The organism is Azonexus sp. R2A61 (genome assembly GCF_021401135.1).
Classification (GTDB): Bacteria; Pseudomonadota; Gammaproteobacteria; order Burkholderiales; family Rhodocyclaceae; genus Azonexus.
Window position 1 is genome coordinate 97,239 of sequence record NZ_JACBFO010000007.1, and the last position, 24,326, is coordinate 121,564.

Consider the following 24,326-nt stretch of genomic DNA (forward strand, 5'->3'; position numbering starts at 1 on the left):
TCAGTATCTCCTGTGCGCCAGCAGCGAGGCCAGCACGGGTGCGACGCTCTTCAGCGCCGGGTGGTTCGATCCGGGACGCCGCAGGTCGACGACCTTGTCGTCCAGCTTGCGGTACAGCGCATCGCTGCGCGTCGCCGAAAACGGCAGGTCGCGCAGCGTCTTGTCCAGATGGTAGCGGACCAGCGTATCGCGGCCGATATCCTTGGCCTGCCAGGGAATCGCCGTGCGGTCGACGAAATGCACTTGGCCGATGCCGGGCAACGAGGCGGCCAGCTCGGCGACCGCACGATGCACCTTCTCGCGATAGGCGGCCACAGCGTTGCCGCCATCGGACCCGCCGGCACCGGTGGTTTCGGCTGGCGCACCCATCAGCCAGCAAACCGCGGCATCCGGCGCGAACGCCTGAATTTCCGCGTGCTGCGCTGCATTCAGCGCGCCCACGTCGGCACACAGCGTGGCAACGCCCTGCCCGGCCCTTTCGCGTGCCGCCGCCAGGCATTCGGGCAAGGTATCGACGACGAGCACCGTACAGCCGCGGTCGACCAGCGCCTGCGTGCCAAAACCCGGTCCGCAGCCGATTTCCAGCACGCGCCGGCCGGCGACCTGCGCGGCCATCCAGGCATAATCGCCGTGCCGTGCGTAGGCGTCGCCCTCGTTCTGCCAGTAGGCGAGAAAATCGGCGACCGTCCGACCGCTCACGCGCTTTCCTTCTTCGCGTAGATCGCCGGCAGGTTGCGCCAGGCGCCGCCGGCATCCATGCCGCAGCCGAACACGAAACGGTCGGGCACGCTCAGGCCGACGAAATCGGCGGCAATCGGCTTCGGGCGGCCGTGCGCCTTGTCGGCCAGAACCGCCACCAGCACTTCGCTGGCGCCTTGCTGCAGCAGACTGTGGCGAACGGCGGCCAGCGTGATGCCTTCATCGAGAATGTCGTCAACCACCAGCACCGTGCGCCCCTTCACCGACTTCCAGGGGGCCGCACGCCAGGCCAGCTTGCCGCCCTCGTTTTCGGCGCCGTAGCGCGTCGCGTGCAGGTAGTCGAAATCGAGCGGAAATTGCAGCCGGGTGAGCAGTTGACCGCAGAACACCACGCCGCCGGTCATCACGCACAGCACCAGCGGATAAGCTTCGGTCAGCCGCGCGCAGATTTCGTCGCCGACGCGGTCGACCGCCGCCTGGACGGTTTTTTCGTCGAAGATCACTTCGGCATCGGCCCGCATGGCCAGCGCTTCGAGTCGATCCATCATGCCTCCAGCGATTTCAGGTAAGCGTCGAAATCGGCGCCGATTTCGGGATGGCGACGGCCAAAGGTAACCATCGCCTGCAGGTAGCCGAGCTTGGAACCGCAATCGTAGCGCGTGCCGTCGTAGCGATAGGCCAGCACCTGCTCCTCGGCGAGCAGCGAGGCGATGCCGTCGGTCAGCTGGATTTCGCCGCCGGAACCGGGCTTGATCGTCTCCAGGTGATGGAAGATGCGCGGCGTCAGGATGTAGCGGCCGACCACGGCCAGCGTGGACGGCGCCTCTTCCGGCTTCGGCTTTTCGACGATGGCGTTGACCTGCTCCAGCCGCTCGGCCACCGAACGGGCATCGACGATGCCGTAGCTGCGCGTGTCGGCGCGCGGCACGTCCTGCACGCCGAGCACCGAACAGCGGTAGTAATCGTAGGTGTCGGCCATCTGCTTCATCACCGGCGTCGTGCCGTCGAGCAGATCGTCGGCCAGGATCACCGCGAACGGCTCATCGCCGATCACCGGCTTGGCGCAGAGCACCGCGTGGCCGAGACCAAGGGCTTCAGGCTGACGGATGTAGATGCAGTTGATGCTCTTCGGAATCATGTTCTGCACGAATTCCAGCATCTGCTGCTTGCCGCGCGCCGCGAGCTCGCTTTCCAGCTCGTAGGCCTTGTCGAAATGATCCTCGATCGCCCGCTTCGAACGACCGGTGACGAAAACCATCTCGGTGATGCCGGCCGCCACCGCTTCCTCGACCGCGTACTGGATCAGCGGCTTGTCGACGATCGGCAGCATTTCCTTCGGGCTGGCCTTGGTCGCCGGCAGGAAACGCGTCCCCATGCCGGCAACCGGGAAAACGGCTTTCCTGACTTTTTTCATTTCATACTCCCTTGAAAGCCGTTTTCAGCGCAGGCTAACCCGGCATAGCCGGTGTTAAGCCATGCTTTGGCATGGCGGCCACCACCAAACACCGCTTTCCTGACTTTTTTCATGTATTACTCCCTGTATTCAGCATTTCGAGCAGCATCGCCTCGTCGATCACCGCGACGCCCAGTTCGACCGCCTTGTCGAGTTTGGAGCCGGCTTCTTCGCCGGCCACCACGAAATCGGTTTTCTTCGACACCGAGCCGGACACCTTGCCGCCGGCGGCGAGGATCATGTCGCGAGCGTCGTCGCGCTTCAACGTCGGCAGCGTGCCGGTCAGCACGAAGGTTTTGCCGGTGACGGCGGAATCCTGCGTTGGCGGCAGGTCGACCGCCGCCGGCAAGGCGGCCAGCAGTTCGTTGCGACGCATGGCCACGCCGGCCAGCAGACCGCGCATGCCCGGCCGTTGCAGCCAGTCGAGCAAGGCATCGATGACCTCGCCCGGCAAGCCGGCCGACGACAGCGTTGCGGCATCGACCGTGCCGTTGGCCAGCGCGGCGCCGTCGGCAACGCCGGCCAGCTGGCGGGCACGGACCGGCGTCAATTTCGGCACGCCGAGCGCGGCGTACAGTTCGACCCAGTTCAGCCGCTCGGCCAGCGCCGGATTCGGCGCATGCTCGTCGGCCGGCTGGACGCCGGCGGCCAGCAGCGCATCGACGGCGGCAACGTTGCGTTCCTCGGCAAAGAAATCGGCAATGGCCGCCGCCACCGTCGTGCCGATGTCCGGCAGCACGGCGAGCAGCGGCGCCGGCGCGCGACGCACGCGCTCGATGCTGCCCAGCCAGTCGGCCAGCGTTCTTGCGGTCGACTCGCCAACATGACGAATTCCCAGGGCGAACAGCAGCCGCGCCAGGCTCGGCTGCCGGCTGGCCTCGATCCCGGCCAGCAGGTTCTCGGCCCAGCGCGTGGGAATCTTGCCGGCTTTCGCCGTTTCGGGCGTCACGCCGTCCTTTTCGTCGGCACGCCGCTTCATCGCCAGCAGATCGTCGAGCTGCAACTTGTACAGGTCGGCGACGCCATGCACGTAATCGAATTCGACCAGACGCTCGACGAAACGCTCGCCCAGTCCTTCGATGTCCATCATCCGCCGGCCGGCAAAGTGCAGGATCGCCTGCGTGCGCTGCGCGCGGCACGAAAAACCGCCGGAACAGCGGATGATCGCCTCACCCTCCTCGCGCACCGTATGTGCGCCGCACACCGGGCAGGCATCGGGCATGGCGAACGGCACGGCGTCGGCCGGCCGACGTTCGGCGACGACGCCGAGGACTTCCGGAATGACGTCGCCGGCCCGCCGGACGATCACCGTGTCGCCGACGCACAGGCCGCCCTTGCGCTCGACCTCGTCGGCGTTGTGCAGCGTCGCGTTGGTCACCGTGACGCCGCCGACGAACACCGGCTGCAAGCGCGCCACCGGCGTCAGCGCGCCGGTGCGGCCGACCTGGATGTCGATCGCCTCGACCACGGTCAACGCTTCCTGCGGCGGATATTTGTGCGCCACCGCCCAGCGCGGCTCGCGCGAGCGGAAGCCGAGACGGCGCTGCAAGGCCAGGTCGTTGACCTTGTACACCACGCCGTCGATGTCGAACGGCAGGCTGTCGCGCAGCTCGGCAATCCGTCGATGGAAACCGGCCAGCGCCTCGCCGCCCGACAGCACGGCACGATGTTCGCAGACCGGCAGGCCGAAAGCAGCCAGCGCATCGAGGATGCCGGCGTGGGTTTTCGGCAAATCCCAGCCGTCTACCGCGCCCAGCCCGTAGGCGAAGAAACACAGCGGCCGGCTGGCGGCAATCGCTGGGTCGAGCTGGCGGATGCTGCCGGCAGCGGCGTTGCGCGGATTGACCAGGGTCTTTTCGCCGCGCGCGGCAGCCGCCGCGTTGTATTTCTCCAGATCGTCGCGCCGCATGTACACCTCGCCGCGCACTTCGAGCAGCGGCGGGATGTCGGCGGCGTCGCCGGTCAGGCGCAGCGGAATCTGGCGCAGCGTGCGCAGGTTCTGCGTGACGTCCTCGCCGGTCGTGCCGTCGCCGCGCGTCGCCCCGCGCACCAGCACACCGTGCTCGTAGCGCAGGCTGATCGCCAGGCCGTCGAATTTCAGCTCGGCGGCGTAGTCGACCGCAGCCGCGTCGGCCGCCAGTTCCAGTTCGCGCCGGATACGCGCATCGAAGTTGAGCGCCCCGCTCGGCCCGGTATCGGTTTCGGTCTGGATCGACAGCATCGGCAGGTCGTGACGTACCGGCGCGAATTGCGCCAGCGGCCGGCCGCCGACCCGGCGCGTCGGCGAATCCGCGGTCGACAGTTCGGGATGCGCGGTTTCCAGATCGGCCAGCTCGCGGAACAGCCGGTCGTATTCGGCATCCGGCACCAGCGGTTCGTCGAGGACGTAGTACGCGTGATCGTAACGCGCCAGTTCGGCGCGCAGCCAGGCGGCGCGGCCGGCAAGCGGCGAATCGGCCATCACGAGAACAGGCGCAGGGCTTGCGGCGAACCGGCCGGCAGGCCGAAGGACTGCATCGTGGCCTGCGGCTTGCCGATGAATTCGCGGCGGATGTGGTCGAGCTGCGCTTCGCCGAGCGGCTGGCGGTTGTCGTCGACCAGCGCGCCGTTCAGCGTCTCGGCGAAACGCCGGGCCAGTTCGGCCATCTGCTGGAAGACGCGTTCGCCGTGATCGACGCGCGGCACGTCGAGCAGGAAGGTCAGCCCGTGCGTGCTCAGCGAACGCAGGCTATCCGGCGAGAACTGCGTGCTCTCGTAGTTCTGCAGGCAGAACTGGGCGCGGCCGGCATCGTCGTGCCGGGTGAACAGGCCGTCCAGACCCAGCGTCATGCCGGCGGCCTCGGCCAGCGCGCGGATCTTGGTGCCGGGGAAGGCGGTGCCGCGACTGACCAGATTTAGGCCGATTTCCAGGTCGACCGCAGCACAGAAACGGTCGATCTCGGCCGCCTGGTCGAGTACCCGCGACGGCGGCATGTCGGCCACCGCGGTCAGTTCGTCGGCCAGCGCCTGCATGGCCCCGGTGAAGGTGGCAAGATCGCCGCCCGATACCGGTCCCAGCCGGTTCACCAGTTGCAGGCCGACGCGCAGCCGGCGCACCGGCAGTTCGCTGTCCGAGCGCAGACGCTCCCATTCGCGCGTCTTCTCGTTGAAGCCGATCCAATGCACCGGCTTGTGCAGGCGTTGCAGCGTATCGCGTTGCGACTGCACGATCTGGCGCGCCGGTACCGCTTCGACCAGTTCCATGGCGACGATGAATTCGAGACGCGGGTCGAGCAGTTCGCTGGGCACGTCGCCGGCCGGCACGTCGATATGGATTTCCTCGACCGCCGTCGCGCGGACGGGCGGCGGCGCAACGGGTGCCGGTTCGGCGGCGGGCGTTTCGACTACGGGCGGGACGACCGCAACCGGCTCGGGTTCGGGCACAGGTTCGGGTTCGGGCGCCGGCAGGTCGGCATAGACCGGCGGCGGGATTTCCGCTTCGACGACCTCGTCGACCGCAGGCGGTTCGGCGAACATCGGTTCCTGCCGCTCGACCGCCGTTTCCCAGGGCGCCGCCGGCGTTTCGTCGGCCGGCGGCAGCACCGGCTCGGGCGCCGGCTGGCGCTGGCTGCGTTCGAGCAGCACATCGTCGTGCTGCGGTTTGAGAACGGACTCCGCCACCTTGCGATGCCGGTATTCCTGCCATTTGTTGTAGCCGACCACGCCCGCCACCGCGGCGGCGGCGAGGCCGATCATTCCCAGTTGAAGCTCGGTCATTTAAGCCGCATCCCTCATCTTCAAGGCTTCTTCGATATCCACTTCGACCACGCGCGACACGCCGCTCTCCTGCATCGTCACGCCGACCAGCTGCTCGGCCATTTCCATGGCGATTTTATTATGGGAAATGAACAGGAACTGCGTGGCACCGGACATTTTCTTGACCATACCGCAGAAACGCTCGGTATTGCTATCGTCGAGCGGCGCATCGACCTCGTCGAGCAGGCAGAACGGGGCCGGATTGAGCTGGAACATCGAGAAGACCAGCGCGATCGCGGTCAACGCCTTCTCGCCGCCGGACAGCAGGTGGATGGTCGAATTCTTCTTGCCCGGCGGCTGCGCGATCACCTGGACGCCGGCGTCGAGGATTTCCTCGCCGGTCATCACCAGCTCGGCACGGCCGCCGCCGAACAGTTCCGGGAAAAGCTTGCCGAAATGGCCGTTGACCGTATCGAAGGTGTTCTGCAGCAGGTCGCGGGTTTCGCGGTCGATGCGGCGGATGGCGTTTTCCAGCGTTTCCATCGCCTCGGTCAGGTCGGCCGCCTGCATGTCGAGGTAGCCCTTGCGCTCGCTCGCCGTCTCCAGTTCCTGCAGCGCCGCCAGGTTGACCGCGCCGAGTTCGGCGATGGCGTTGGTCAGCCGGGTGATTTCGCCCTGCAGCGACGACGGGCGCAGCGCGTTGCCCGAGGCTTCGCCGATCAGCGGCAGCAGCGCCGCTTCGTCGGCGCCGGCTTCGAGCAGTTGCATGGCGAACTGCTCGGCGTTGAGCGCCGCCGCCTGCTCCTTCAGCTTGAGATCGCCGATCCGCGCACGCAGCGGTTCCAGGCCCTGCTCGATCTTCAGTCGTTGCTCTTCGAAGGCGCGTAAGGCCTGGGTGGCTTCTTCCAGCGCATCGCGCTTGCCGGCCAGCGCCTTTTCCGCCACCTGGCGGGCTTCCAGCGCCTGCTGCAGCTGTTCTTCCATGACATCGGCCGGCGCCGCCTGAACCTGCTCGGCGCAGGCCAGACGGTCGCGTTCGATGCGGCCGAGTTCGCGCTGGGCCACCGCTTGCTGCGCGAAGATGTCCTGCAACCGGCTTTCGGCCTCGCGGGCGGCAAACTGCGCCTCGCGCAGCGCACGATCGAAGTCGGCATTCTTCTCGCGTTCGGCACGCACCGCCCGCTCGCACTCGTCGAGCCGCGACTGGGCGCCGGAGACCAGCACGCGGATGCGGTTCAGGCCGTCGCGAATCTCGGCGATGCGCTCGTCGGCGGCCATGTCGCGCTCGCGCTCGGCTTCTTCTTCCTCGGTCAGTTCGGCCAGTTGCTCGGCGACGCGTTCCTTCTGTTCGTTGTAGCGGGCCAGCGCCTGGCTCAGCTTCAATACTTCGACCTGCACGGCATGCACGCGCTGTTGGCGGTCATTGACGTACTGGCGCGTCTCGTCAAGTTCTTCCTGCTTGTCGGCGTATTGCTCGTCGAACAGCGCCAGCTGCTCGCGCAGCGTTTCGGCCTTTTCCTCGGCCAGTGCGACACCGTCGGCCAGCGCCTCGATCTCGCGCTGGCGCTCGAGCAGGCCGTGCTCGCCCTGGTCCGGCGCGAAGAAGGTGATGCCGGCGCGGGTCAGCAGATCGCCGCCGCGGGTGACGATGACGCTGCCGGCCGCCAGCGTCTGGCGCTGGGCCAGTGCGTCGGCCAGGGTCTCGGCGGTAAGTACCGGCGCGAGCCAGTCGGCGAGCGCGCCGCGAACCGCCGGATCGTCGGCGCGCACGCGGTCGGCCAGACGGTTTTGTGCGGTCGACGGGCCGTCGACCGCACAATCGCCGAGAAGCACCGACAGCCGGGCCGCCGGGCGGTCGTGCAGCCATTCGGCAAGCTTGCCGGGATCGTCGCAGGCAATCGCCGACAAGCGTTCGCGCAGCACCGCTTCGACGGCCGTTTCCCAGCCGGCGTCGACATGGATTTTCTGCCACAGCGCCGGCGCCGTCGCCAGACCGTGGCGTTGCAGCCAGGCCGGCAGTTCGCCGCTGCCGGCGGTCTTCGCCTGCATCTGTTCGAGCGCTGCGCGGCGCGCCTGGGCCGCGGCCAGCTCGCGTTCCAGGCGCTGCAGTTCGCCCTGCACCGTCCGTCGCCGCGTATCGAGCTGCGGGATTTCTTCCTGCAGTTGCTGCAGATGTTCCTGGTCGCCGGCCAGTTCCTCGCGCAGCAATTCGAGTTCTTCTTCCTTCTCGGCCAGCGCGAGTTCGTCCGGCGCCTCGCCGAAGGTTTCGTCGCGCAGCCGCTCGCGGCGCTGGGCAATCGCCTGCAGCGCGCGCTGGGCGTGCGACTTGTTGGTCAGCTCCACTTCCAGCTTCTGCTCGCCGTTGGTCGACCGGGCCTTCAGCCGTTGCAGTTCGTCGAGCGCCTGCGCATGGTCTTCCTCGACCTGCGGCGCCAGATCCATCTGGGCGTGCAGCCTTTCCTCGGCTTCGTCGACGCGCAAACGGGTCAGTTCCCGCGTTTCTTCCCATTGTTCGCGGTCGACCGCAAGTTTTTCGGCATTTTGCGTCCAGTGCGCCAGTTCGTCTTCCAGCTGGACCAGCCGCGCTTCCAGCTGACTGCGCGATTCGCGGCGATGGCGGATTTCGGCTTCCAGCCGGGCGACTTCGGCGTTGGCCGCATACATGTCGCTCTGCGCGGCATGCAATGCGTCGCCGGCGGCGAAATGCGCCTCGCGGGTTTCCTCGGCGCGCGCTTCGGTTTCGCGCAGCGCAGCACTCTGCGCTTCCAGATCGGTCGTCGCCTTGCCGACTTCCAGCGCCAGCCGCTGACGTTCGGCCTCGGCTTCGCGCTTCCTGAGCAGCCACAGCAACTGTTGCTTCTGCACCAGTTGTTCGTTGAGCGCGTGGTAGCGGCGGGCGACCTCGGCCTGCGATGCCAGCCGCTCGATCTGGTGGCCGAGTTCTTCGCGGATGTCCTCGACGCGCAGCAGGTTTTCCCGCGTGTCTTCCAGTCGTCCCTGGGTTTCCTTGCGCCGCTCCTTGTAGCGGGTGACGCCGGCGGCTTCCTCGAGGAAGACGCGCAGGTCGTCCGGCTTGGCCTCGATGATGCGCGAGATCATCCCCTGGCCGATGATCGCGTAGGCGCGAGGCCCCAGCCCGGTACCGAGGAAGAGATCGGTGATGTCCTTGCGCCGGACTTTGAGGTTGTTGATGAAATAATCCGACTGGCCCTGCCGCGTCAGCACCCGCTTGACCGACAGCTCGGCGTACTGCGACCACTGGCCCATGGCCCGGCCGAGCGAGTTGTCGAAGATCAGCTCGACCGAGGCGCGCGACACCGGCTTGCGGTTGGTCGAGCCGTTGAAGATGACGTCCATCATCGACTCGCCGCGCAGTTCCGAGGCTTTCGACTCGCCGAGCACCCAGCGCACCGCGTCCATGATGTTTGACTTGCCGCAGCCGTTCGGACCGACGACGCCGACCAGCTGCCCGGGCAGGGACACCTGGGTCGGATCGACGAAGGACTTGAAGCCGGCGAGTTTGAGTTTGGTCAGACGCATGCGCGAATCGGGGCGAGGTTCCGGCCGATGCCGGAAGAATGGGGGCGAATGATAGCATCGCCGCCCCGGCGCGCCGCCTTCTCGCCGGCCGGACGCCGTCGTCAGGCAGGGCAACGGATGGGAAACGGTGGCATCGGCGACTCCCGCGCAAGGCAAACGCCGACGATCACCGTGCGGACGCTCAGCCGACAGCTTCCTGCGTCTGCGCGTAGCGCCCGGCGATCAATTGCTCGACCTGGCGGGTCAGCGCATGACCGTCAAAACGACTGGCCAGCTCGCGCGCCGCGGTCATGAATTCGGATTCGGAAAAACCGGCGGCGTCGGCCATCTGCAGCCACAGCGAACGCGTCGCCAGCGGTTTGAACGACGGCATCTCCAGTCCGGCCGCCTGCCAGCGCTCCGACCAGCTGTCGAGCGGGGTCTCTGGCCCCTTGCCGGCCTCCGTCTTGGTGTCGGCCGGCGGCGCCAACGTCGGATCGTCACGAACCAGCGCCGCCATCGCATTGGCAACATCGAACTCGTGCTGAGCGTCGGCCTCGCTGGCCATCGGCGTTTGCCAACCCTGCATCTGGACGCGCATCGACAGGTTGAGCAGCAGGTTGTAGCGGGCCGATGCGGTTTCGTCCATGTTCGCGTGGCCGCCTGCCGACAGGCTGCGCATCTCGGCGCGGAAATCGTCGAGCAGCGCCTGGCTTTCCGGCTGCAGCGGCAGCCCGAGCGGACCTTCGGCACCGAGCGCGCCGGATTCGCGGATCGCGGCCAGCCGGGACCGCGCTTCGCTCAACACATCCTCGGAGAAATCCTTGTCGAACCAGTCACGGACCGACTGCGGCAAAGCCATGCCGGCGGATTTTGCCGCTGCCTCGGCTTTCTGGGCCGCCATCGCCGCCGCCGACAGACTAACTTTGCTGCTCGCAGCGGCGCTTGCGGTAGCGGCCACCGGCGTTTCCGGCACAGTACCGCGGGCTGTCGCGAGATAGGAGACCAGTCCTTGGGTACCGCCAAGCGGATTGATCGAAAGCATGCCGAGCTCACTGTGGTAAATGACGAGGCCCGTTCCACGCAAAGCGCATGCCACCCAAAACTTGCTCAATGAAGTGATGCACCAGCGGCATCGACAGCCCCGCCGTCTCCCCGCCGTCTCCCCGCCGTCTCCCCGCCGACCTATTCCCGGGGATCGCGCCGGCGGTCGAGCCGGCCCGGCGGATTTCGGCGATAATCGCGGCTTTCGACCGTACTGTCCGTAGCCCCGTGAATCCCCATCTCGCCCAACTCCAGCCCTACCCCTTCGAAAAACTGCGCGCGCTGTTTGCCGGCGTGACGCCGAATCCGGATTACGCGGAGATCAAGCTGTCGATCGGCGAGCCGCAGCACGCCACCCCGCCGTTCATCATGGAAGCGCTGCAGCACAACCTGATCGGCCTGGCCAATTACCCGACGACACTGGGCATCCCGGCGCTGCGCCATGCCATCGGCGAATGGTGCGGACGACGCTACGGCATCGCGCTGGATCCGGAAACCGAGATTCTTCCGGTCAACGGCTCGCGCGAGGCACTTTTCTCCTTCGCCCAGTCGGTGATCGACGCCAGCCGCCCGCGGCCCATCGTCGCCAGCCCGAATCCGTTCTACCAGATCTACGAAGGCGCCGCCTACCTGGCGGGCGCCGAACCGCGCTTCCTGAACAACCTGCCGGAAAACGGCTTCGCTTTCGACTACGAGCAACTGACACCCGAAGAATGGGCGCGCGTGCAACTGTTCTACGTCTGTTCGCCGGGCAATCCGACCGGCAAGGTGATGTCGCTGGACGACTGGAAAACGCTGTTCGAACTGTCCGACAAGTACGGCTTCGTCATCGCCTCCGACGAATGCTATTCGGAAATCTACTTCGACGAGGCCAATCCGCCGATCGGCGGACTGCAGGCCGCCCGCTTGCTCGGTCGCTCGTTCGACCGGCTGGTGATGTTCTCCAGCCTGTCGAAACGCTCCAATGTGCCCGGCATGCGTTCCGGTTTCGTCGCCGGCGATGCCAAGCTGCTCAAGGCCTTCCTGCTCTACCGGACCTACCACGGCTGCGCGATGGCGCCACCGGTCCAGGCCGCGTCGGTCGCCGCGTGGAACGACGAGGCGCACGTGCTCGACAACCGCAATCAATACCGCGAGAAATTTGCCGCCTGCACGCCGTTGACCGCAGAAGTGCTCGGTACCGCCATGCCCGACGCCGGCTTCTACCTGTGGGCCCGGACGCCGATCGCCGACACCGACTTCGCCCGCGGCCTGCTCGAACACTATAATGTCGTGGTTCTGCCCGGCAGCTTCCTGGCACGCGAGTCGCAAGGCGTCAATCCGGGAGAAAATTTCATCCGCATCGCGCTGGTTGCCGGTCTCGGGGAATGCCTCGAAGCGGTCCGGCGTATCCGCGAGTTCGCCAAGAAACTCGCCTGACAATCACCATCAAGAGAGAAAGCACATGACGCATCCGCTGCAAGCCACCATCGACGAACTCTGGGAAAAGCGTACCGAACTCACCACCCAATCCGCCGACGCGATCAAGATCATCGAATCGGTGATCGGCGATCTGGACAGCGGCAAACTGCGCGTCGCCGAGAAGATCGACGGCCAGTGGGTGGTCAACCAGTGGGCCAAGAAGGCCGTGCTGCTGTCCTTCCGCACCCGCGACAACCGCGTCCAGGAAGCCGGCGACGTGCGCTTCTACGACAAGGTCGACACCAAGTTCCAGGGCTGGAGCGAGGAACAGTTCAAGGCCGGCGGCTTCCGCGTCGTGCCGGGCGCCTTCGCCCGCAAGGGTTCGCACATTGCGAAGAATGTCGTGCTGATGCCGTCCTTCGTCAATATCGGCGCCTTCGTCGATGAAGGCACCATGGTCGACACCTGGGCCACCGTCGGTTCCTGCGCGCAGATCGGCAAGAACGTTCACCTCTCGGGCGGCGTCGGCATCGGCGGCGTGCTTGAGCCGATCCAGGCCGGTCCGGTGATCATCGAGGACAACTGCTTCATCGGCGCCCGCTCGGAAGTCGTCGAAGGTGTTGTCGTCGAAGAAAACTCGGTGCTCGGCATGGGCGTCTATCTCGGCCAGAGCACCCCGATCTACGACCGCGCCACCGGCGAGATCAGCTACGGCCGCGTACCCAGCGGTTCGGTCGTGGTCAGCGGCAACCTGCCGAAGGGTGACGGCGCCTACAGCATGTACGCCGCGATCATCGTCAAGCGCGTCGATGCCCAGACCCGCTCGAAGACCAGCATCAACGAACTGCTGCGCCCCTAACCCCACTTCCCGCGAAGGCCAGGGCCATGATCCTCGACAAACTGTTCCAGCTGATGTCGGAAAAGCAGGCCTCCGACATCTTCATTTCCGCCGGCACGCCGATTCACATCAAGATTCAGGGCAACACCATGCCGGTGAATCAGCAGGTGATGATGCCGGACATGATCGACAAGATCGCCGAGGAACTGATGTCGCCCGATCAGGCCCGGGTCTTTGCGGAAACGAACGAGATGAATCTCTCGTTCGGCGTGCCGCAGGTCGGCAACTTCCGCGTCAACCTGTTCCGCCAGCGCGGTTCGATCGGTGTCGTCGTCCGCTTCATCATGGGCAACATCCCGGCGCTCGACACGCTCGGCATGCCGCCGGTGCTGGGCGAACTGATCATGGAAAAACGCGGCCTGATCCTGATCGTCGGCGCCACCGGTTCGGGCAAGTCGACGACCATCGCGTCGATGCTCGACTACCGCAACGCGACCCGCGCCGGCCATATCCTGACCGTCGAGGATCCGATCGAATTCCTGTTCCGGCACAAGAAATCCATCGTCAACCAGCGTGAAATCGGTATGGATACCCAGGACTGGGGTACTGCACTGAAAAATGCCATGCGCCAGGCGCCGGACTGCATCCTGATCGGCGAAATCCGCGACCGCGACACCATGCAGGCCGCCATTTCCTACGCCCAGACCGGCCACCTGTGCCTGGCGACGCTGCACGCCAACAACTCCTACCATGCACTGAACCGCATCATCAGCTTCTTCCCGATCGAGAACCGGCCGGCGCTGTTCCTCGACCTGTCGGTCGCCCTGCGGGCGATCATCTCGCAGCGCCTGGTGCGCAAACCCGACGGCAAGCGCATGCCGACCTGCGAAATCATGCTCAACACGCGCCACATCAGCGAACTGATCGAACGCGGCGAAGTCCAGGGCATCAAGGATGCGATGGAGCAGACACTGGCGCCGGGTTCGCAGACCTTCGAACAGGATCTGTTCCGCCTCTATCACGAAGGCACGATCACGCTCGACGAAGCGCTGGCCAACGCCGATTCGCCGACCAACCTGTCGTGGCTGATCAACAACTCCGAATTCAACGCCGGAGCAGGCAAGGAAGAGAAGAAGATCGATACCGCGCTGGAATTCGATACCACCGACGAAGGCGGCGCCTCGTTCAAGGAATTCACCATCAGCCTCGCCGACGACGAGGACGAAACCGCTCCAACTCCCTGATGACCGACCCCACACTCGAACTGGCACGCCAGATCATGGCCTGCCCGTCCGTCACGCCCGACGACGCGGGCTGCATGGACATCCTCGGCGCACGCCTCGCTGCCATCGGCTTCTCGCTGGAATGGCTGGACCGCAACGGTACCCGCAACCTCTGGGCGCGCCGTGGCACGACCGCACCGCTGTTCGTCTTCGCCGGCCACACCGACGTCGTCCCGACCGGCCCGCTGGACAAATGGACCAGCCCGCCATTCGCCCCGGAAATCCGTGACGGCAAGCTCTACGGGCGCGGCGCCGCCGACATGAAGACCGGCGTCGCCGCCGCCGTCACTGCGGTCGAGTCCTTCGTCGCCGCACATCCGGACCATCCCGGCTCGCTCGCCTTCCTGCTCACCTCCGACGAGGAAGGCGACGCCAACGACGGCACGATTGCCGTCACCGAAACCCTGCAGGCGCGGGGCGAGCATCTCGACTACTGCATCATCGGCGAGCCGACCTCGGTCAACAGGCTCGGCGACATGATCAAGAACGGCCGCCGCGGCTCGCTCTCCGGCGTGCTCGAGGTCAAGGGCATCCAGTGCCACATCGCCTACCCGGAAAAGGGCCGCAACCCGATCCACCAGGCGGCGCCGGCGATCGCCGAACTGGCCACGACCGAGTGGGACCAGGGCAACGAATACTTCCCGCCGACCACCTGGCAGATCTCCAACATCCACGGCGGCACCGGCGCGACCAACGTCGTTCCCGGTCAACTCGAAATCAAGTTCAATTTCCGTTTCTCCACCGCCAGCACGCCGGAAGGCCTGCAGCAACGGCTGAGCGCCATCCTCGACCGGCACGGCCTGGAATACGCGATCAAATGGACGCTCGGCGCCCGCCCCTTCCTGACCGGCCGCGGCCCGCTCGCCGACGCGGCGATCGAGGCCATCCGAGAAACCTGTGGCATCGAAACCGAACTGTCGACCACCGGCGGCACCTCGGACGGCCGCTTCATCGCGCCGATCTGCGGCCAGCTGCTGGAAATCGGCCCGTCCAATGCGACCAGCCACAAGATCGACGAATGCATCGCCGTCGACGCCCCGGCGCAACTTTCTGCGGTCTACCGCCTGATTCTCGAAAAAATCCTCCTCGCATGACCGCCCACGCCCAGCACGAACTGATCACCGTCCGCGACTTCATCCGCCACGCGGTCAGCCGCTTCAACGCCGCCCAGCTGTTCTTCGGCCACGGCAGCGACAACGCCTGGGACGAAGCGGTCTACCTGACGCTGCACGCGCTGCATTTGCCGCTCGACCGCCTCGAACCCTTCCTCGACGCCCGCCTGCTGCCGGACGAGCGAGTCCGCCTGCTCGACCTCTACAGCCGCCGCTGCCAGGACCGTCTGCCGGCCGCCTACCTGACCCACGAGGCCTGGCTCGGCGAGGACCGCTTCTACGTCGACGAGCGCGTCATCGTGCCGCGCTCCTTCATCGCCGAACTGCTCGACGAGCAGCTGACGCCGTGGGTCGCCGACCCGTGGGCGGTCGAAAACGCGCTCGACCTGTGCACCGGCTCCGGCTGCCTGGCGATCAAGCTGGCGCTCAACTTCCCCAACGCCCGGGTCGATGCCGTCGACCTGTCGAAGGACGCGCTCGCCGTCGCCGAACGCAACATCGCCGACTACCACCTGGGCGAGCGTGTGCATCCGGTGCATTCCGACGCCTTCGCGGCGCTCGCCGGCCGTCGCTACGACCTGATCATCTCCAACCCGCCTTACGTCGATGCCCAGGCTGTCGCCGCACTGCCGCCGGAATACCTGCACGAGCCGGAAATGGCGCTCGGTTCCGGTGACGACGGCCTCGACTTCACGCGCATCATCCTCGCCGAAGCGAAAAAGCACCTGAGCGAAGACGGCATCCTCGTCGTCGAAATCGGCCACAACCGCGATGCCCTGGAAGCCGCCTACCCCGACCTGCCCTTCACCTGGCTCGACACCGCGGCCGGCGACGAATACGTGTTCATGCTCAACGCGGCCGATCTGCCGGACTAAGCGGAGATGAAAGGAGTCTGCTGATGCCAACTTGCTGGATCATTGCCGGTCCCAATGGCGCCGGCAAGACTACCTTTGCCCTGAAGTATCTCCCCTTGGTCGCAAAATGCTCGCGCTTTGTTAATGCCGATCTGATCGCAGCAGGCTTGTCACCACTCGCCCCTGAGCAGGAATTGGTCAATGCCAGTCGAATTTTTCTCAGCGAGATTGAGCAGAACATTACCACCGGCTCAGACTTTGCCTTTGAAACCACGCTTTCCGGACGTAGCTATCTGAGGCTGATACAACGCCTGCGAGCAACCGGATGGCAAGTAGAACTGATCTATCTCGCTTTACCCAATCTGGAAGTATCACGCCAGCGTGTCGCAGAGCGAGTCGCTCACGGTGGGCATAACATTCCTAGCAAAGCAATTGAGCGCCGTTTTTCGCGTAGCTTGAGCAACCTCTTCAACGAGTTTTCAGCTGTCGTGGATAACTGCCGCTGCTTTATGAACGATGGACCCTGTCCGCAACTCGTTTTTGAACAACGCGGCGATTTTCGCTATATCGTTAAACAAGCGCTTTACCAAAACCTACTCCAAGAGACCAAGCGATGACCATCGTTCCATCACAGCCTTCCGATCAAGCCAAGGCAATACTGGAATCGCTGCGCCAGGCAGTTCACGAAACGCTCGAACGCAAGCAACGTCTCGGTCAGTACGCAGTCATCTGGGAAGATGGCGAGTTACGCCTCATCGGCGCCGAGTCGGATCAGGCCGCTCCCAAGGCAATTGCCCATAGCAATCGCTGACCCTTGCCAGAAAAACTCTACGAACTCCCCAGCCCGTTCGAGATCGAGACCGGCACGGTCCTGATGCTCGAACCGGCCTGGACGCGGGCCGGCGAACTGCGCGCCCAGTTGCTCGACGAAAGCTACCCCAAGCCCTTCATCATCGACGACGGCAAGTCGCGCTATCTCTACTTCAATGTCCGCCTGATGCAGAGCGAGATGGCGCTGAAGGCGCCGCACGACCTCGCCTTGCGCTACACGCAGAAGATGATGGGCTTCCTGCTCTTCCATCCGCGGCCCAAGCGCATCGCATTGATCGGCCTGGGCGGCGGTTCGATCGTCAAGTTCTGCCACCGCCGCCTGCCCGGCGTGCACATCACCGCCGTCGAACTCGACCCCGACGTGATCGCGCTGCGCGACGCCTTCTTTGTTCCTGCCGACGACGAACGCCTGCAGATCGTCGAAGGCGACGGTGCCGCCTTCATCGAAGAAACCGAAAAAGGCATCGATGCCCTCCTCGTAGACGCCTTCGACCGCACCGGCTTCGCCCCGGCGCTGGCCAACCGCGAGTTCTTCGAAAACGCCTACGCCAAGCTCTCCGGCAATGGCGTGCTGGTGGTCAACCTGGCCGGCGACAAGGAAAGCTACGCCGGGCTGATCGGCGAGGCGATGCACGTCTTCGACGACCAGGTGATCGTCATCTCGGTGCCCGACGACGGCAACCACATCCTCTACGCCTTCAAGGAAAAGTACTTCGAACCGCGCTGGCGCTGGCTGCACAACCACGCCAAGGAACTGCGCGCCCGCCTCGGTCTCGACTTCCCGGCCTTCGCGCAGAAGATGGAACGCTCGGCCAAGCTCGGCTTCGCCCGGCGCGAGGCGATCCGCGGCCGGTAAACGGTTTTTGCCGGAATTCCACGGTCGACCGCAAATTCCGCGAATTTTGCCGACGCGGCACAACTGGCATGCTGTTTGCGATGACTCCACATCCATCAACTGCGGAGTTTCCCGATGATCGTCACTGGCACCCAAGCCACGCTTTCCGCCTGGAATACCGGCAAAACCACCGATAACGGGCGGCAAACCGCTGCCGCCGCAGCGGCAAGTTTTACCGAACCAGTCAGCATTTCCAGTGCCGCCCGCCAGGCGCTGGCGGCCGACGGCGCGAGCAGTGCCATCGAGCAATACGCGATTCCGGGCTGGCTCGCCGATTTCGGGGTCTCCCTCAATGACAAGCTTGGCACCAACGGCAACGGGGTCGCCGACAAATATCCGGAAGCCACCGCCGCCGCGCAGAGCGACCGCAAGGCCTATGCGCAGGGCATCGACAGCCATTACCGCTCGCTACTGGAGGACAACGGCATCACCGACACCGCCAGCCACTACCAGAACCTGATCGTCGATCAGGCGGCAAGCGAAAAGCTGCAGCAGCAGATGCTCGAGCGGATCAAGGCCGATCCGGCGCTGATGGCGCTGCTCCCCAGAATGGGCAAAGCACACCTGGTTGCCTAGCGCACAACATCGCCCGCATGAAGGAGCAAGCATGATCGTCGACAGAAGCAGCCTGCCGTCCGGCATCCATGGCACGACCATCGGCGCGGTCCGTGCCGTCGGAACACTCAACGGGAACAACGCCCCGGCAACGCTGGCCGACAAGGTCAGCATTTCCAACGCAGCCCGTGCCCTGCTCGCCAGCGAATCGGCGGCTAACGACCCGCGCCTGGCCGCGATCAAGGCAAAGCCGGCGCTCGAACGCAGCGCCGCCGATACCGAATACCTGCTGACCAACGACAAGCGCCTGGCCGAAATCAACGCCAAGGACCCACAAACCCTGACCGCCGACGAAATCGACTACATGCAGAAGGCCGCCGGCTTCGTGAACACCATGGCCAACCTGTCGGCCTCGGAAAAGGCCCTCTACGACGAGATGGTTGCCGCCGGCAACTACGACGCCGTCCAGGGCATGAACCTGATCGCGCTCGCCCGCCAGGGCATGGGCGGCCAGCAGGTGACGCTGCCGGACGGCAGCAGCTTCGATCCGACGAAAACCGAGATCACGCCGGAGAACATCCGCAAGCTTTTCGCACAGATGTTCGTCGACAGCGACGGCGCCTCGGCCCAGCGCCTGGGCGCGCTGGCCAGTTATCTGGAACGGCGATCGACGACCGGCGCCTGAGCAAACCCGAATCGGCCGCCGCAAACGCCGGGCGACATCGTCGCCGGCAACGCCGTCAGTTCAGGCCGGGGCCGTAGTCGAGCGTATAAACCGCATCGCCCATCGAGGTTTCGGTGCTGCTCACCGCATAATCGGCGCGCTGACTGCACTGCCAGCCAGGCCGAGCGGGGTCGTTCGATTTGTTGTGGCAGGCGACGGGCTCGAGCCTGACTTCGCGCCACGAGGCTTTACCGTGTTTCCCTGCCGCATGGCGCGCAACGGCATCCCTGAACAGCGTTTCCTGGTGGGCTCGCGTTTTCGCCACCTGGTCCCGGGCCTCCTGCTCGCTCGGCCGGCCAGGCTGACTCCTGAAACGGTATTTGACAGTCCATTGGTACAGCGGCAGCGGGCTGGCGGCAGACGCAGATGCAGCCGATGTCTCCCGAGCCAGTGCGGCCCGCCGCATCCGTTCCTGGGTCTCGGCCATCGCCAGCTTTGTCCTGGATTCCGCCGCATCGCGGGCTTCATCCGCACGCTGGCGAGTTTCCTGTTCCCGTTTCCGGCGCGCCCGCTCATTCGCTTCCGTCTGGATGTCGGCCATCGCCCGATCATGAATTCTGGATACGCGTGCGCTATTGCGCTGGAATTAAGTCAGGCCTTCGGCAATCCCTTGCGCTGCCCAGTTGCCGTTCGATGCCCGGTTTTCCTCCTGCTCGCGGCGAAATTCCTCTTCTGCCGCAGCGCGTTGCGCGGCTTTTTCGGCTTGCTCGGCCGCGCGTTCGGCTTCCCGGAGCGGTGCTTCGATTTCCGCGATGGTCCGGGTCAGCGCTTCGTAACGACGCAGCGAAACCTCGTCGCCGTTCATCCGTGCCTGGTCGTACCAGTATTGCGCCTGCTTCATGTCCGAGGCTTCATAAATCTCGCCCAGACGACGCTGGGCCAGCACGTATTGCTGTCGGGCCGAGCGCGTGTACCACGCGACCGCCTCACGCGGCGATTGCACCACGCCGGCTCCCTGCTCGTGGAGATAGCCCATGTTGTACTGCCCGACCCGGTTGCCATTCTCGGCCGACAGCTTCGTCCAGATCGCTGCGGCAGCAGGATTCTTCTTGACGCCTTGCCCGTTGAAGATCATTTCGCCGAGCAAGCGCTGCGCCTCGTCATCACCGCCATCGGCCAGCGGTGTCAGGATGCGCAGCGCCTCCGGGTATCGTTTGGCGCCCAGTGCTCCGATGCCGTCGGCCAGCGTGTTGGCAACGGCCGACGCGGGTAGCAGGCCGATCGCCAGACAGAGCAACATCCATCCGCTTTTCTTCATCGTTCCCTCGTTGACCGGTCAGAACGGTTCGTTCGGTTTTTTCGCCGACTTGGCCAATTCCGCCTGACGGTTCGCCGCTTCCTGCGCTCGGCAAAGATTGGCGGCATGAATGAATGCGTTGGCCAATCGTGATTGCATCGACTCATCGAGCGTATCGAACTGCAACATCCAGGTGAAGACCTTGGCGATCTCTCGCTGCTCGGGCAACAGCGCCGCAATCGTCGCTCGATCGCCATTCATCACTTTTGTGACAACAGGTCCCTGAATAGCGTCAAAACTGCGCTTGCCAGCCGCAGTGATCTTTTTGGCACCAGCGATGGTTGTGATGGCATTTTTCGACCGGTCATCCGACAGATCGGCCAGAGATCCGTCGTACACCATGAAATGCACCGCATCGTAATCGACGATGTTGGTATTTGCAGACACGACAGAAAATCTGCAGCCGTCGAAGAAAGCTTCATAACGGTAACGGGTCTTGTAATCGGGCCTGTCCGGAAACATGGAATTTGGATTGGCATGCAGGCCGATTTCGCGCAATTTTTCGACGATCACCGCCAAACGGCGGCTTTCGCAAGATTCTATCGAAGCCGAACGCCTTCATGTCGAGCTAACCCCGACCAATCCTTGGCCGAAGAAAGGCTCGGGATGACGACGAATTGCCGGCACGCCGGACGACGCGATCAACCGCCCGCGATTTCCCCCAGGACTGCCGCCAGCAGCCTTGCGCAATGCCCCACCGACGCCACCTCGACGCGCTCGCCCGGCGCATGCGCGCCGTGGATGGTCGGGCCGAAGGAGACGATGTCGAGGCCCGGATACTTGGCGCCGATCAGCCCGCATTCGAGGCCGGCGTGGATCACCTGGACCGTCGAATCACCGCCGAAATCGCGCTTGAACACCGCCTGACAGGTCTGCAGCAGCGCCGAGCCGGGATTCGGCGCCCAGCCCGGATACTGGCCGGATTTTTCGGCCACCGTGCCGGACAGCGCGAACAGGCTGACGATCTCGTCGGCCAGCGCATCGGCCGCGCGGTCGACCAGCGAACGGACCATGAAATTGCAGTAGCCGGCTTCCGGCGTCAGTTCGACGATGCCGAGATTGTTCGAAGTTTCGACGACGCCCGCCACCTGCCGGCTGACCCGTTTGACGCCGTGCGGCGCGGCGTGCAGCGAGGCCAGCCAGACGAACTGTTCCTCGGCCCCGAGCACCGTCTGCGCCTCGGCCGTTTCGGACGACAGTTCGACGCCGTCGTCGACACCGCGCAAGCGTTCGCGCAGTTCGGCCTGATGGCCGGCCAGCCAGGCATCCAGGGGGCCGGCATCGGGCAGCGCCAGCACGGCGAAAGCCTCGCGCGGCAGCGCATTGCGCGCCGTGCCGCCATGCAGCGACACCAGCCGGTACGGCAGGACGCCGGCCAGATCGTGCAGCGCGGTGACCAGCAGCTTGATCGCATTGCCGCGCTCTTCGTGGATGTTCACGCCGGAATGGCCGCCGCGCAGACCGCGCAGCGCGATCCGGCGCACCGTCCAGCCGGCCGGCAGCGGCTCGGCATCGCCGTCGCGGCGCACGTCGACGTCCAGCCCGCCGGCGCAGCCGAGATAGAACTCGCCCCAGGCTTCGGTATCGAGGTTGAGCATCAGGCTGGCGTCGAGCAGGCCCGCTTCGAGGCCGCGCGCGCCGCCCATGCCGGCTTCCTCGTCGACGGTGAGCAGCGCTTCCAGCGGCCCGTGGCGCAGGGTTTCGTCCGCCAGCGCGGCGAGGATCAGCGCCACGCCGATGCCGTTGTCGGCGCCCAGCGTCGTCTGCTCGGCGATCAGCCAGCCGTCGCGCAGCACCGGCACGATGGCGTCGCGCGAGAAATCGTGCGCGCTGTCGGCGTTCTTCTGGCAGACCATGTCGAGGTGCGCCTGCAGCACGACGGTCGGCGCGTGCTCGCAGCCGGGCGTCGCCGGCTTCTTCAAAATCAGGTTGCCGGCGCGGTCGACCGTGGCAGACAGGGATTTCTCCTCCGCCCAGGCCCGCAAACGGTCGCGCAGTGCGGCTTCGGCCTTGGATGCACGCGGTATCGCACAGAGCGTCGCAAAATGGCGCCAGACCGCGGTATCGGGCAGTTGCGTCCAGGGGGAAGGATGGGACATCGTGAAACTCCGGCGAATTCGTCAAACGCCGCAGCTTACCGGCGAAGCGGCCTGCGGTCGACGGCCTCGGACCGCTAGAATCCGGCTTTTCGCCCACCTCGTTCACGTCATGAAAATCTATCTCGCCGGCCCCGACGTTTTCCGTCCCGACGCCCTCGCCCACTTTGCCGATGCTCGCGCCTTGCTCGCCGCCCACGGCCATCAGGCGCTGGTCCCGCTGGACAACGAGGAAACCACGGCCAGCGGCATCTACGCCGCCAACCTCGGCCTGATCCGGCAGGCCGACGCGGTGCTCGCCAACCTCAATCCGTTTCGCGGCAGCGAACCCGATGCCGGCACCGCCTTCGAAGTCGGCTTCGCGCTGGCGCTCGGCTTGCCGGTGATCGGCTATCTCGACGACGCGCGGCCGCAGATCGTCAAGCTGGCCGAACGCCAGGGCGGCGAACTGGCCCGACACAACGGCCGGCCGGTCGATGCCGACGGCCTCGGCGTCGAGGATTTCGGCCTGCCGCTCAACCTGATGCTGGCCGTCCCCTGTCCGATCGTCGAAGGCCGGCTGGCCGCCGCGCTGCAGGCGCTTGACGCGCGTTTTCCGGCAGCGACCTGAGCCGCTCGAACATCGCGCCGGCGTTCGGCAATCCGCGTTACGGGCGGTCGGGAGCGGCGTCGTTCGGCGCCGCCGCGCCAGCGTTCAATCGCGCCGTTCGCGGATCGCCAGCAAGGCAGCCAGCGCCAGCAAGCTGAGCAGCGACGAGACCAGCAAGGCCGACAGCGGCCCGCCGGCATCGAGCAGCAGCGCAAACAGCAGCGGCGCGGCGGCCTGGGCCAGACGCTGGGCGAGCGCCAGCCTTCCCTGCAAGGCGCCATAGCCCTGCGCACCGAACAGATGCAAGGGAATCACGCCCTTGGCGATGGTCAGCATGCCGTTGCCGATACCGTGCAGCGCGGCGAACACCATCGCCACCGGCAGACCGACGCCACCCAGCGCAAGCACCGCCGCGCCGAGCGGATGCAGGGCGCTGGCCAGCCGGCCCGAACGCAGCGGCGGCAGATGACCGCTGCGGGCCACGGCAAATTCGGCCAGCCGCCCGGCCACCTGCGCCGGGCCGACGACGGCCGCCGCGGCGAGCACCCCGGCCAGCGGCAACCCCAGCGCCAGCAACACACCGGGCAGATGCGACGCCAGGGCCGAGGTCACGAACGCCGTCATCGCGCTGAACGCAACCAGCAACCAGAAGGTTCTGCCGCGATGCGTCGGCGAAGCTGCCGCCGGCACCGCTGCCACTGCTGCGGTCGACGCCGCAAGCGGCACAAAACGCCAGTACAACGGCAGGGCCAGGCAAAGATTGATCGCTGCCCAGACAAAACAGGCCTCGCGCCAGCCCCAGGCGGCGACCAGCCAGCCGGTCAGCGGCCAGCCCAGCGTGCTGGCAAAACCGCCGAGCAGCGTGATGCCGGTGATCGGCCCGCGCGCAGCCGTTCCGTGCAGACGGACCAGCGCGGCAAACGCCGCGTCGTACAGCCCGCAGCCCATGCCCAGCCCGAGCAGCAGCCAGCCGGCAAACAAGGTCGCCGGCCCCGGCGCGCTGCCGAGCACGCACAGTGCGGCGGCAATGATCAGGCTGGACACGCACAACACGCCGCGGCCGCCGACCCGGTCGATGTGCCTGCCCAGCAGCGGCCCGACACCGCCCATCAACAGCAGGGCCGCCGAGAACGCACCATAGACGCTGGCCGGCGACAGCCCGAGCGATTCGGCCTGAGGCCGGGCCACGATGGCGATCAGGTAGGTCGTCGATGCCCAGGCGATCAGTTGCGCAACGCCGATCGCCACGATTTGACGCAGCAGCGGCGTCATGCCGGGCTGCGCCGAAAGAGGCCGGCAAGGTCGGAAAAAGGATGCATGGGCGAATTGTCCGGATAAGACGCGCAGTCCGGCAACAAGCTTTTTTATGGCGCCACCGCGCGCACCCCAAAAAAACGGGCG

23 protein-coding genes are annotated in these 24,326 nt (G+C 65.7%); 11 read left to right on the plus strand and 12 right to left on the minus strand.

Annotated features, from left to right (window positions below; translation table 11 throughout):
• The 7 genes from L0962_RS17770 to L0962_RS17800 all read right to left on the minus strand — a co-directional run bounded on the left by L0962_RS17770 (position 1) and on the right by L0962_RS17800 (position 10,451).
• Positions 1–699, minus strand: a complete 699-nt coding sequence (locus tag L0962_RS17770; RefSeq protein ID WP_234087890.1) for a class I SAM-dependent methyltransferase — start codon at positions 697–699, stop codon at positions 1–3.
• Positions 696–1,247 carry a hypoxanthine-guanine phosphoribosyltransferase gene (locus tag L0962_RS17775; RefSeq protein WP_234087891.1) on the minus strand — a complete coding sequence of 184 codons (552 nt, stop codon included), beginning with the start codon at positions 1,245–1,247 and terminating at the stop codon, positions 696–698. The genes L0962_RS17770 and L0962_RS17775 overlap by 4 nt, the downstream gene beginning before the upstream one ends.
• A complete protein-coding gene (gene galU / locus L0962_RS17780; RefSeq protein ID WP_234087892.1) occupies positions 1,244–2,113 on the minus strand; it encodes a UTP--glucose-1-phosphate uridylyltransferase GalU in 870 nt (289 codons plus the stop codon). Before galU ends, L0962_RS17775 begins: the two co-directional genes overlap by 4 nt.
• 109 nt (positions 2,114–2,222) lie before the next feature.
• Complete coding sequence (gene ligA, locus L0962_RS17785; protein ID WP_234087893.1) at positions 2,223–4,613, minus strand: NAD-dependent DNA ligase LigA; 2,391 nt, start codon at positions 4,611–4,613, stop codon at positions 2,223–2,225.
• The gene (locus L0962_RS17790) at positions 4,613–5,908 is read right to left on the minus strand and encodes a cell division protein ZipA C-terminal FtsZ-binding domain-containing protein (protein ID WP_234087894.1); all 1,296 of its coding nucleotides are present in this window, start codon (positions 5,906–5,908) and stop codon (positions 4,613–4,615) included. Before L0962_RS17790 ends, ligA begins: the two co-directional genes overlap by 1 nt.
• On the minus strand, positions 5,909–9,427 hold the full coding sequence (gene smc, locus L0962_RS17795; RefSeq protein ID WP_234087895.1) for a chromosome segregation protein SMC: 3,519 nt from the start codon (positions 9,425–9,427) through the stop codon (positions 5,909–5,911).
• 181 nt (positions 9,428–9,608) lie between these two features.
• Positions 9,609–10,451, minus strand: coding sequence for a hypothetical protein (locus tag L0962_RS17800; RefSeq protein ID WP_234087896.1), 843 nt, complete (start codon positions 10,449–10,451; stop codon positions 9,609–9,611).
• 227 nt (positions 10,452–10,678) lie between these two features.
• Here L0962_RS17800 and dapC point away from each other — a divergent pair, with 227 nt between their 5' ends.
• The 10 genes from dapC to L0962_RS17850 all read left to right on the plus strand — a co-directional run bounded on the left by dapC (position 10,679) and on the right by L0962_RS17850 (position 18,904).
• Positions 10,679–11,869 carry a succinyldiaminopimelate transaminase gene (dapC, locus tag L0962_RS17805; protein ID WP_234087897.1) on the plus strand — a complete coding sequence of 397 codons (1,191 nt, stop codon included), beginning with the start codon at positions 10,679–10,681 and terminating at the stop codon, positions 11,867–11,869.
• A gap of 25 nt (positions 11,870–11,894) precedes the next feature.
• On the plus strand, positions 11,895–12,710 hold the full coding sequence (dapD, locus tag L0962_RS17810) for a 2,3,4,5-tetrahydropyridine-2,6-dicarboxylate N-succinyltransferase (RefSeq protein WP_234087898.1): 816 nt from the start codon (positions 11,895–11,897) through the stop codon (positions 12,708–12,710).
• Positions 12,711–12,736: 26 nt separating this feature from the next.
• Positions 12,737–13,933, plus strand: a complete 1,197-nt coding sequence (locus tag L0962_RS17815) for a PilT/PilU family type 4a pilus ATPase (protein ID WP_234087899.1) — start codon at positions 12,737–12,739, stop codon at positions 13,931–13,933.
• The gene (dapE, locus tag L0962_RS17820; RefSeq protein ID WP_234087900.1) at positions 13,933–15,066 is read left to right on the plus strand and encodes a succinyl-diaminopimelate desuccinylase; all 1,134 of its coding nucleotides are present in this window, start codon (positions 13,933–13,935) and stop codon (positions 15,064–15,066) included. The genes L0962_RS17815 and dapE overlap by 1 nt, the downstream gene beginning before the upstream one ends.
• Entirely contained in the window at positions 15,063–15,959 is an 897-nt protein-coding gene (gene prmB / locus L0962_RS17825) for a 50S ribosomal protein L3 N(5)-glutamine methyltransferase (protein ID WP_234087901.1), read from the plus strand. Before dapE ends, prmB begins: the two co-directional genes overlap by 4 nt.
• Before the next feature lie 23 nt (positions 15,960–15,982).
• The gene (locus L0962_RS17830) at positions 15,983–16,555 is read left to right on the plus strand and encodes a zeta toxin family protein (protein ID WP_234087902.1); all 573 of its coding nucleotides are present in this window, start codon (positions 15,983–15,985) and stop codon (positions 16,553–16,555) included.
• Positions 16,552–16,749: a hypothetical protein gene (locus L0962_RS17835; protein ID WP_234087903.1), complete on the plus strand. Its 198-nt coding sequence runs from the start codon at positions 16,552–16,554 to the stop codon at positions 16,747–16,749. Before L0962_RS17830 ends, L0962_RS17835 begins: the two co-directional genes overlap by 4 nt.
• 3 nt (positions 16,750–16,752) lie before the next feature.
• Positions 16,753–17,625 (plus strand): spermidine synthase-like protein, encoded by an 873-nt coding sequence (locus L0962_RS17840; protein WP_234087904.1) that lies wholly within the window; start codon positions 16,753–16,755, stop codon positions 17,623–17,625.
• A 114-nt stretch (positions 17,626–17,739) separates the two neighbouring features.
• A complete protein-coding gene (locus tag L0962_RS17845) occupies positions 17,740–18,240 on the plus strand; it encodes a hypothetical protein (RefSeq protein ID WP_234087905.1) in 501 nt (166 codons plus the stop codon).
• 31 nt (positions 18,241–18,271) lie between these two features.
• Complete coding sequence (locus L0962_RS17850) at positions 18,272–18,904, plus strand: hypothetical protein (protein WP_234087906.1); 633 nt, start codon at positions 18,272–18,274, stop codon at positions 18,902–18,904.
• Between the two features lie 55 nt (positions 18,905–18,959).
• Here L0962_RS17850 and L0962_RS17855 read toward each other — a convergent pair whose 3' ends face one another.
• From L0962_RS17855 to L0962_RS17870, 4 genes are all read right to left on the minus strand, one after another.
• On the minus strand, positions 18,960–19,484 hold the full coding sequence (locus tag L0962_RS17855) for a hypothetical protein (RefSeq protein WP_234087907.1): 525 nt from the start codon (positions 19,482–19,484) through the stop codon (positions 18,960–18,962).
• Between the two features lie 45 nt (positions 19,485–19,529).
• Positions 19,530–20,201 carry a tetratricopeptide repeat protein gene (locus tag L0962_RS17860; RefSeq protein WP_234087908.1) on the minus strand — a complete coding sequence of 224 codons (672 nt, stop codon included), beginning with the start codon at positions 20,199–20,201 and terminating at the stop codon, positions 19,530–19,532.
• Positions 20,202–20,219: 18 nt separating this feature from the next.
• Positions 20,220–20,759: a hypothetical protein gene (locus L0962_RS17865; RefSeq protein WP_234087909.1), complete on the minus strand. Its 540-nt coding sequence runs from the start codon at positions 20,757–20,759 to the stop codon at positions 20,220–20,222.
• A gap of 122 nt (positions 20,760–20,881) precedes the next feature.
• On the minus strand, positions 20,882–22,339 hold the full coding sequence (locus L0962_RS17870; RefSeq protein WP_234087910.1) for an aminoacyl-histidine dipeptidase: 1,458 nt from the start codon (positions 22,337–22,339) through the stop codon (positions 20,882–20,884).
• A 109-nt stretch (positions 22,340–22,448) separates the two neighbouring features.
• Here L0962_RS17870 and L0962_RS17875 point away from each other — a divergent pair, with 109 nt between their 5' ends.
• The gene (locus L0962_RS17875) at positions 22,449–22,946 is read left to right on the plus strand and encodes a nucleoside 2-deoxyribosyltransferase (RefSeq protein ID WP_234087911.1); all 498 of its coding nucleotides are present in this window, start codon (positions 22,449–22,451) and stop codon (positions 22,944–22,946) included.
• 84 nt (positions 22,947–23,030) lie between these two features.
• Here L0962_RS17875 and L0962_RS17880 read toward each other — a convergent pair whose 3' ends face one another.
• On the minus strand, positions 23,031–24,197 hold the full coding sequence (locus tag L0962_RS17880; RefSeq protein ID WP_234087912.1) for an MFS transporter: 1,167 nt from the start codon (positions 24,195–24,197) through the stop codon (positions 23,031–23,033).
• Between the last annotated feature and the right edge of the window lie 129 nt (positions 24,198–24,326).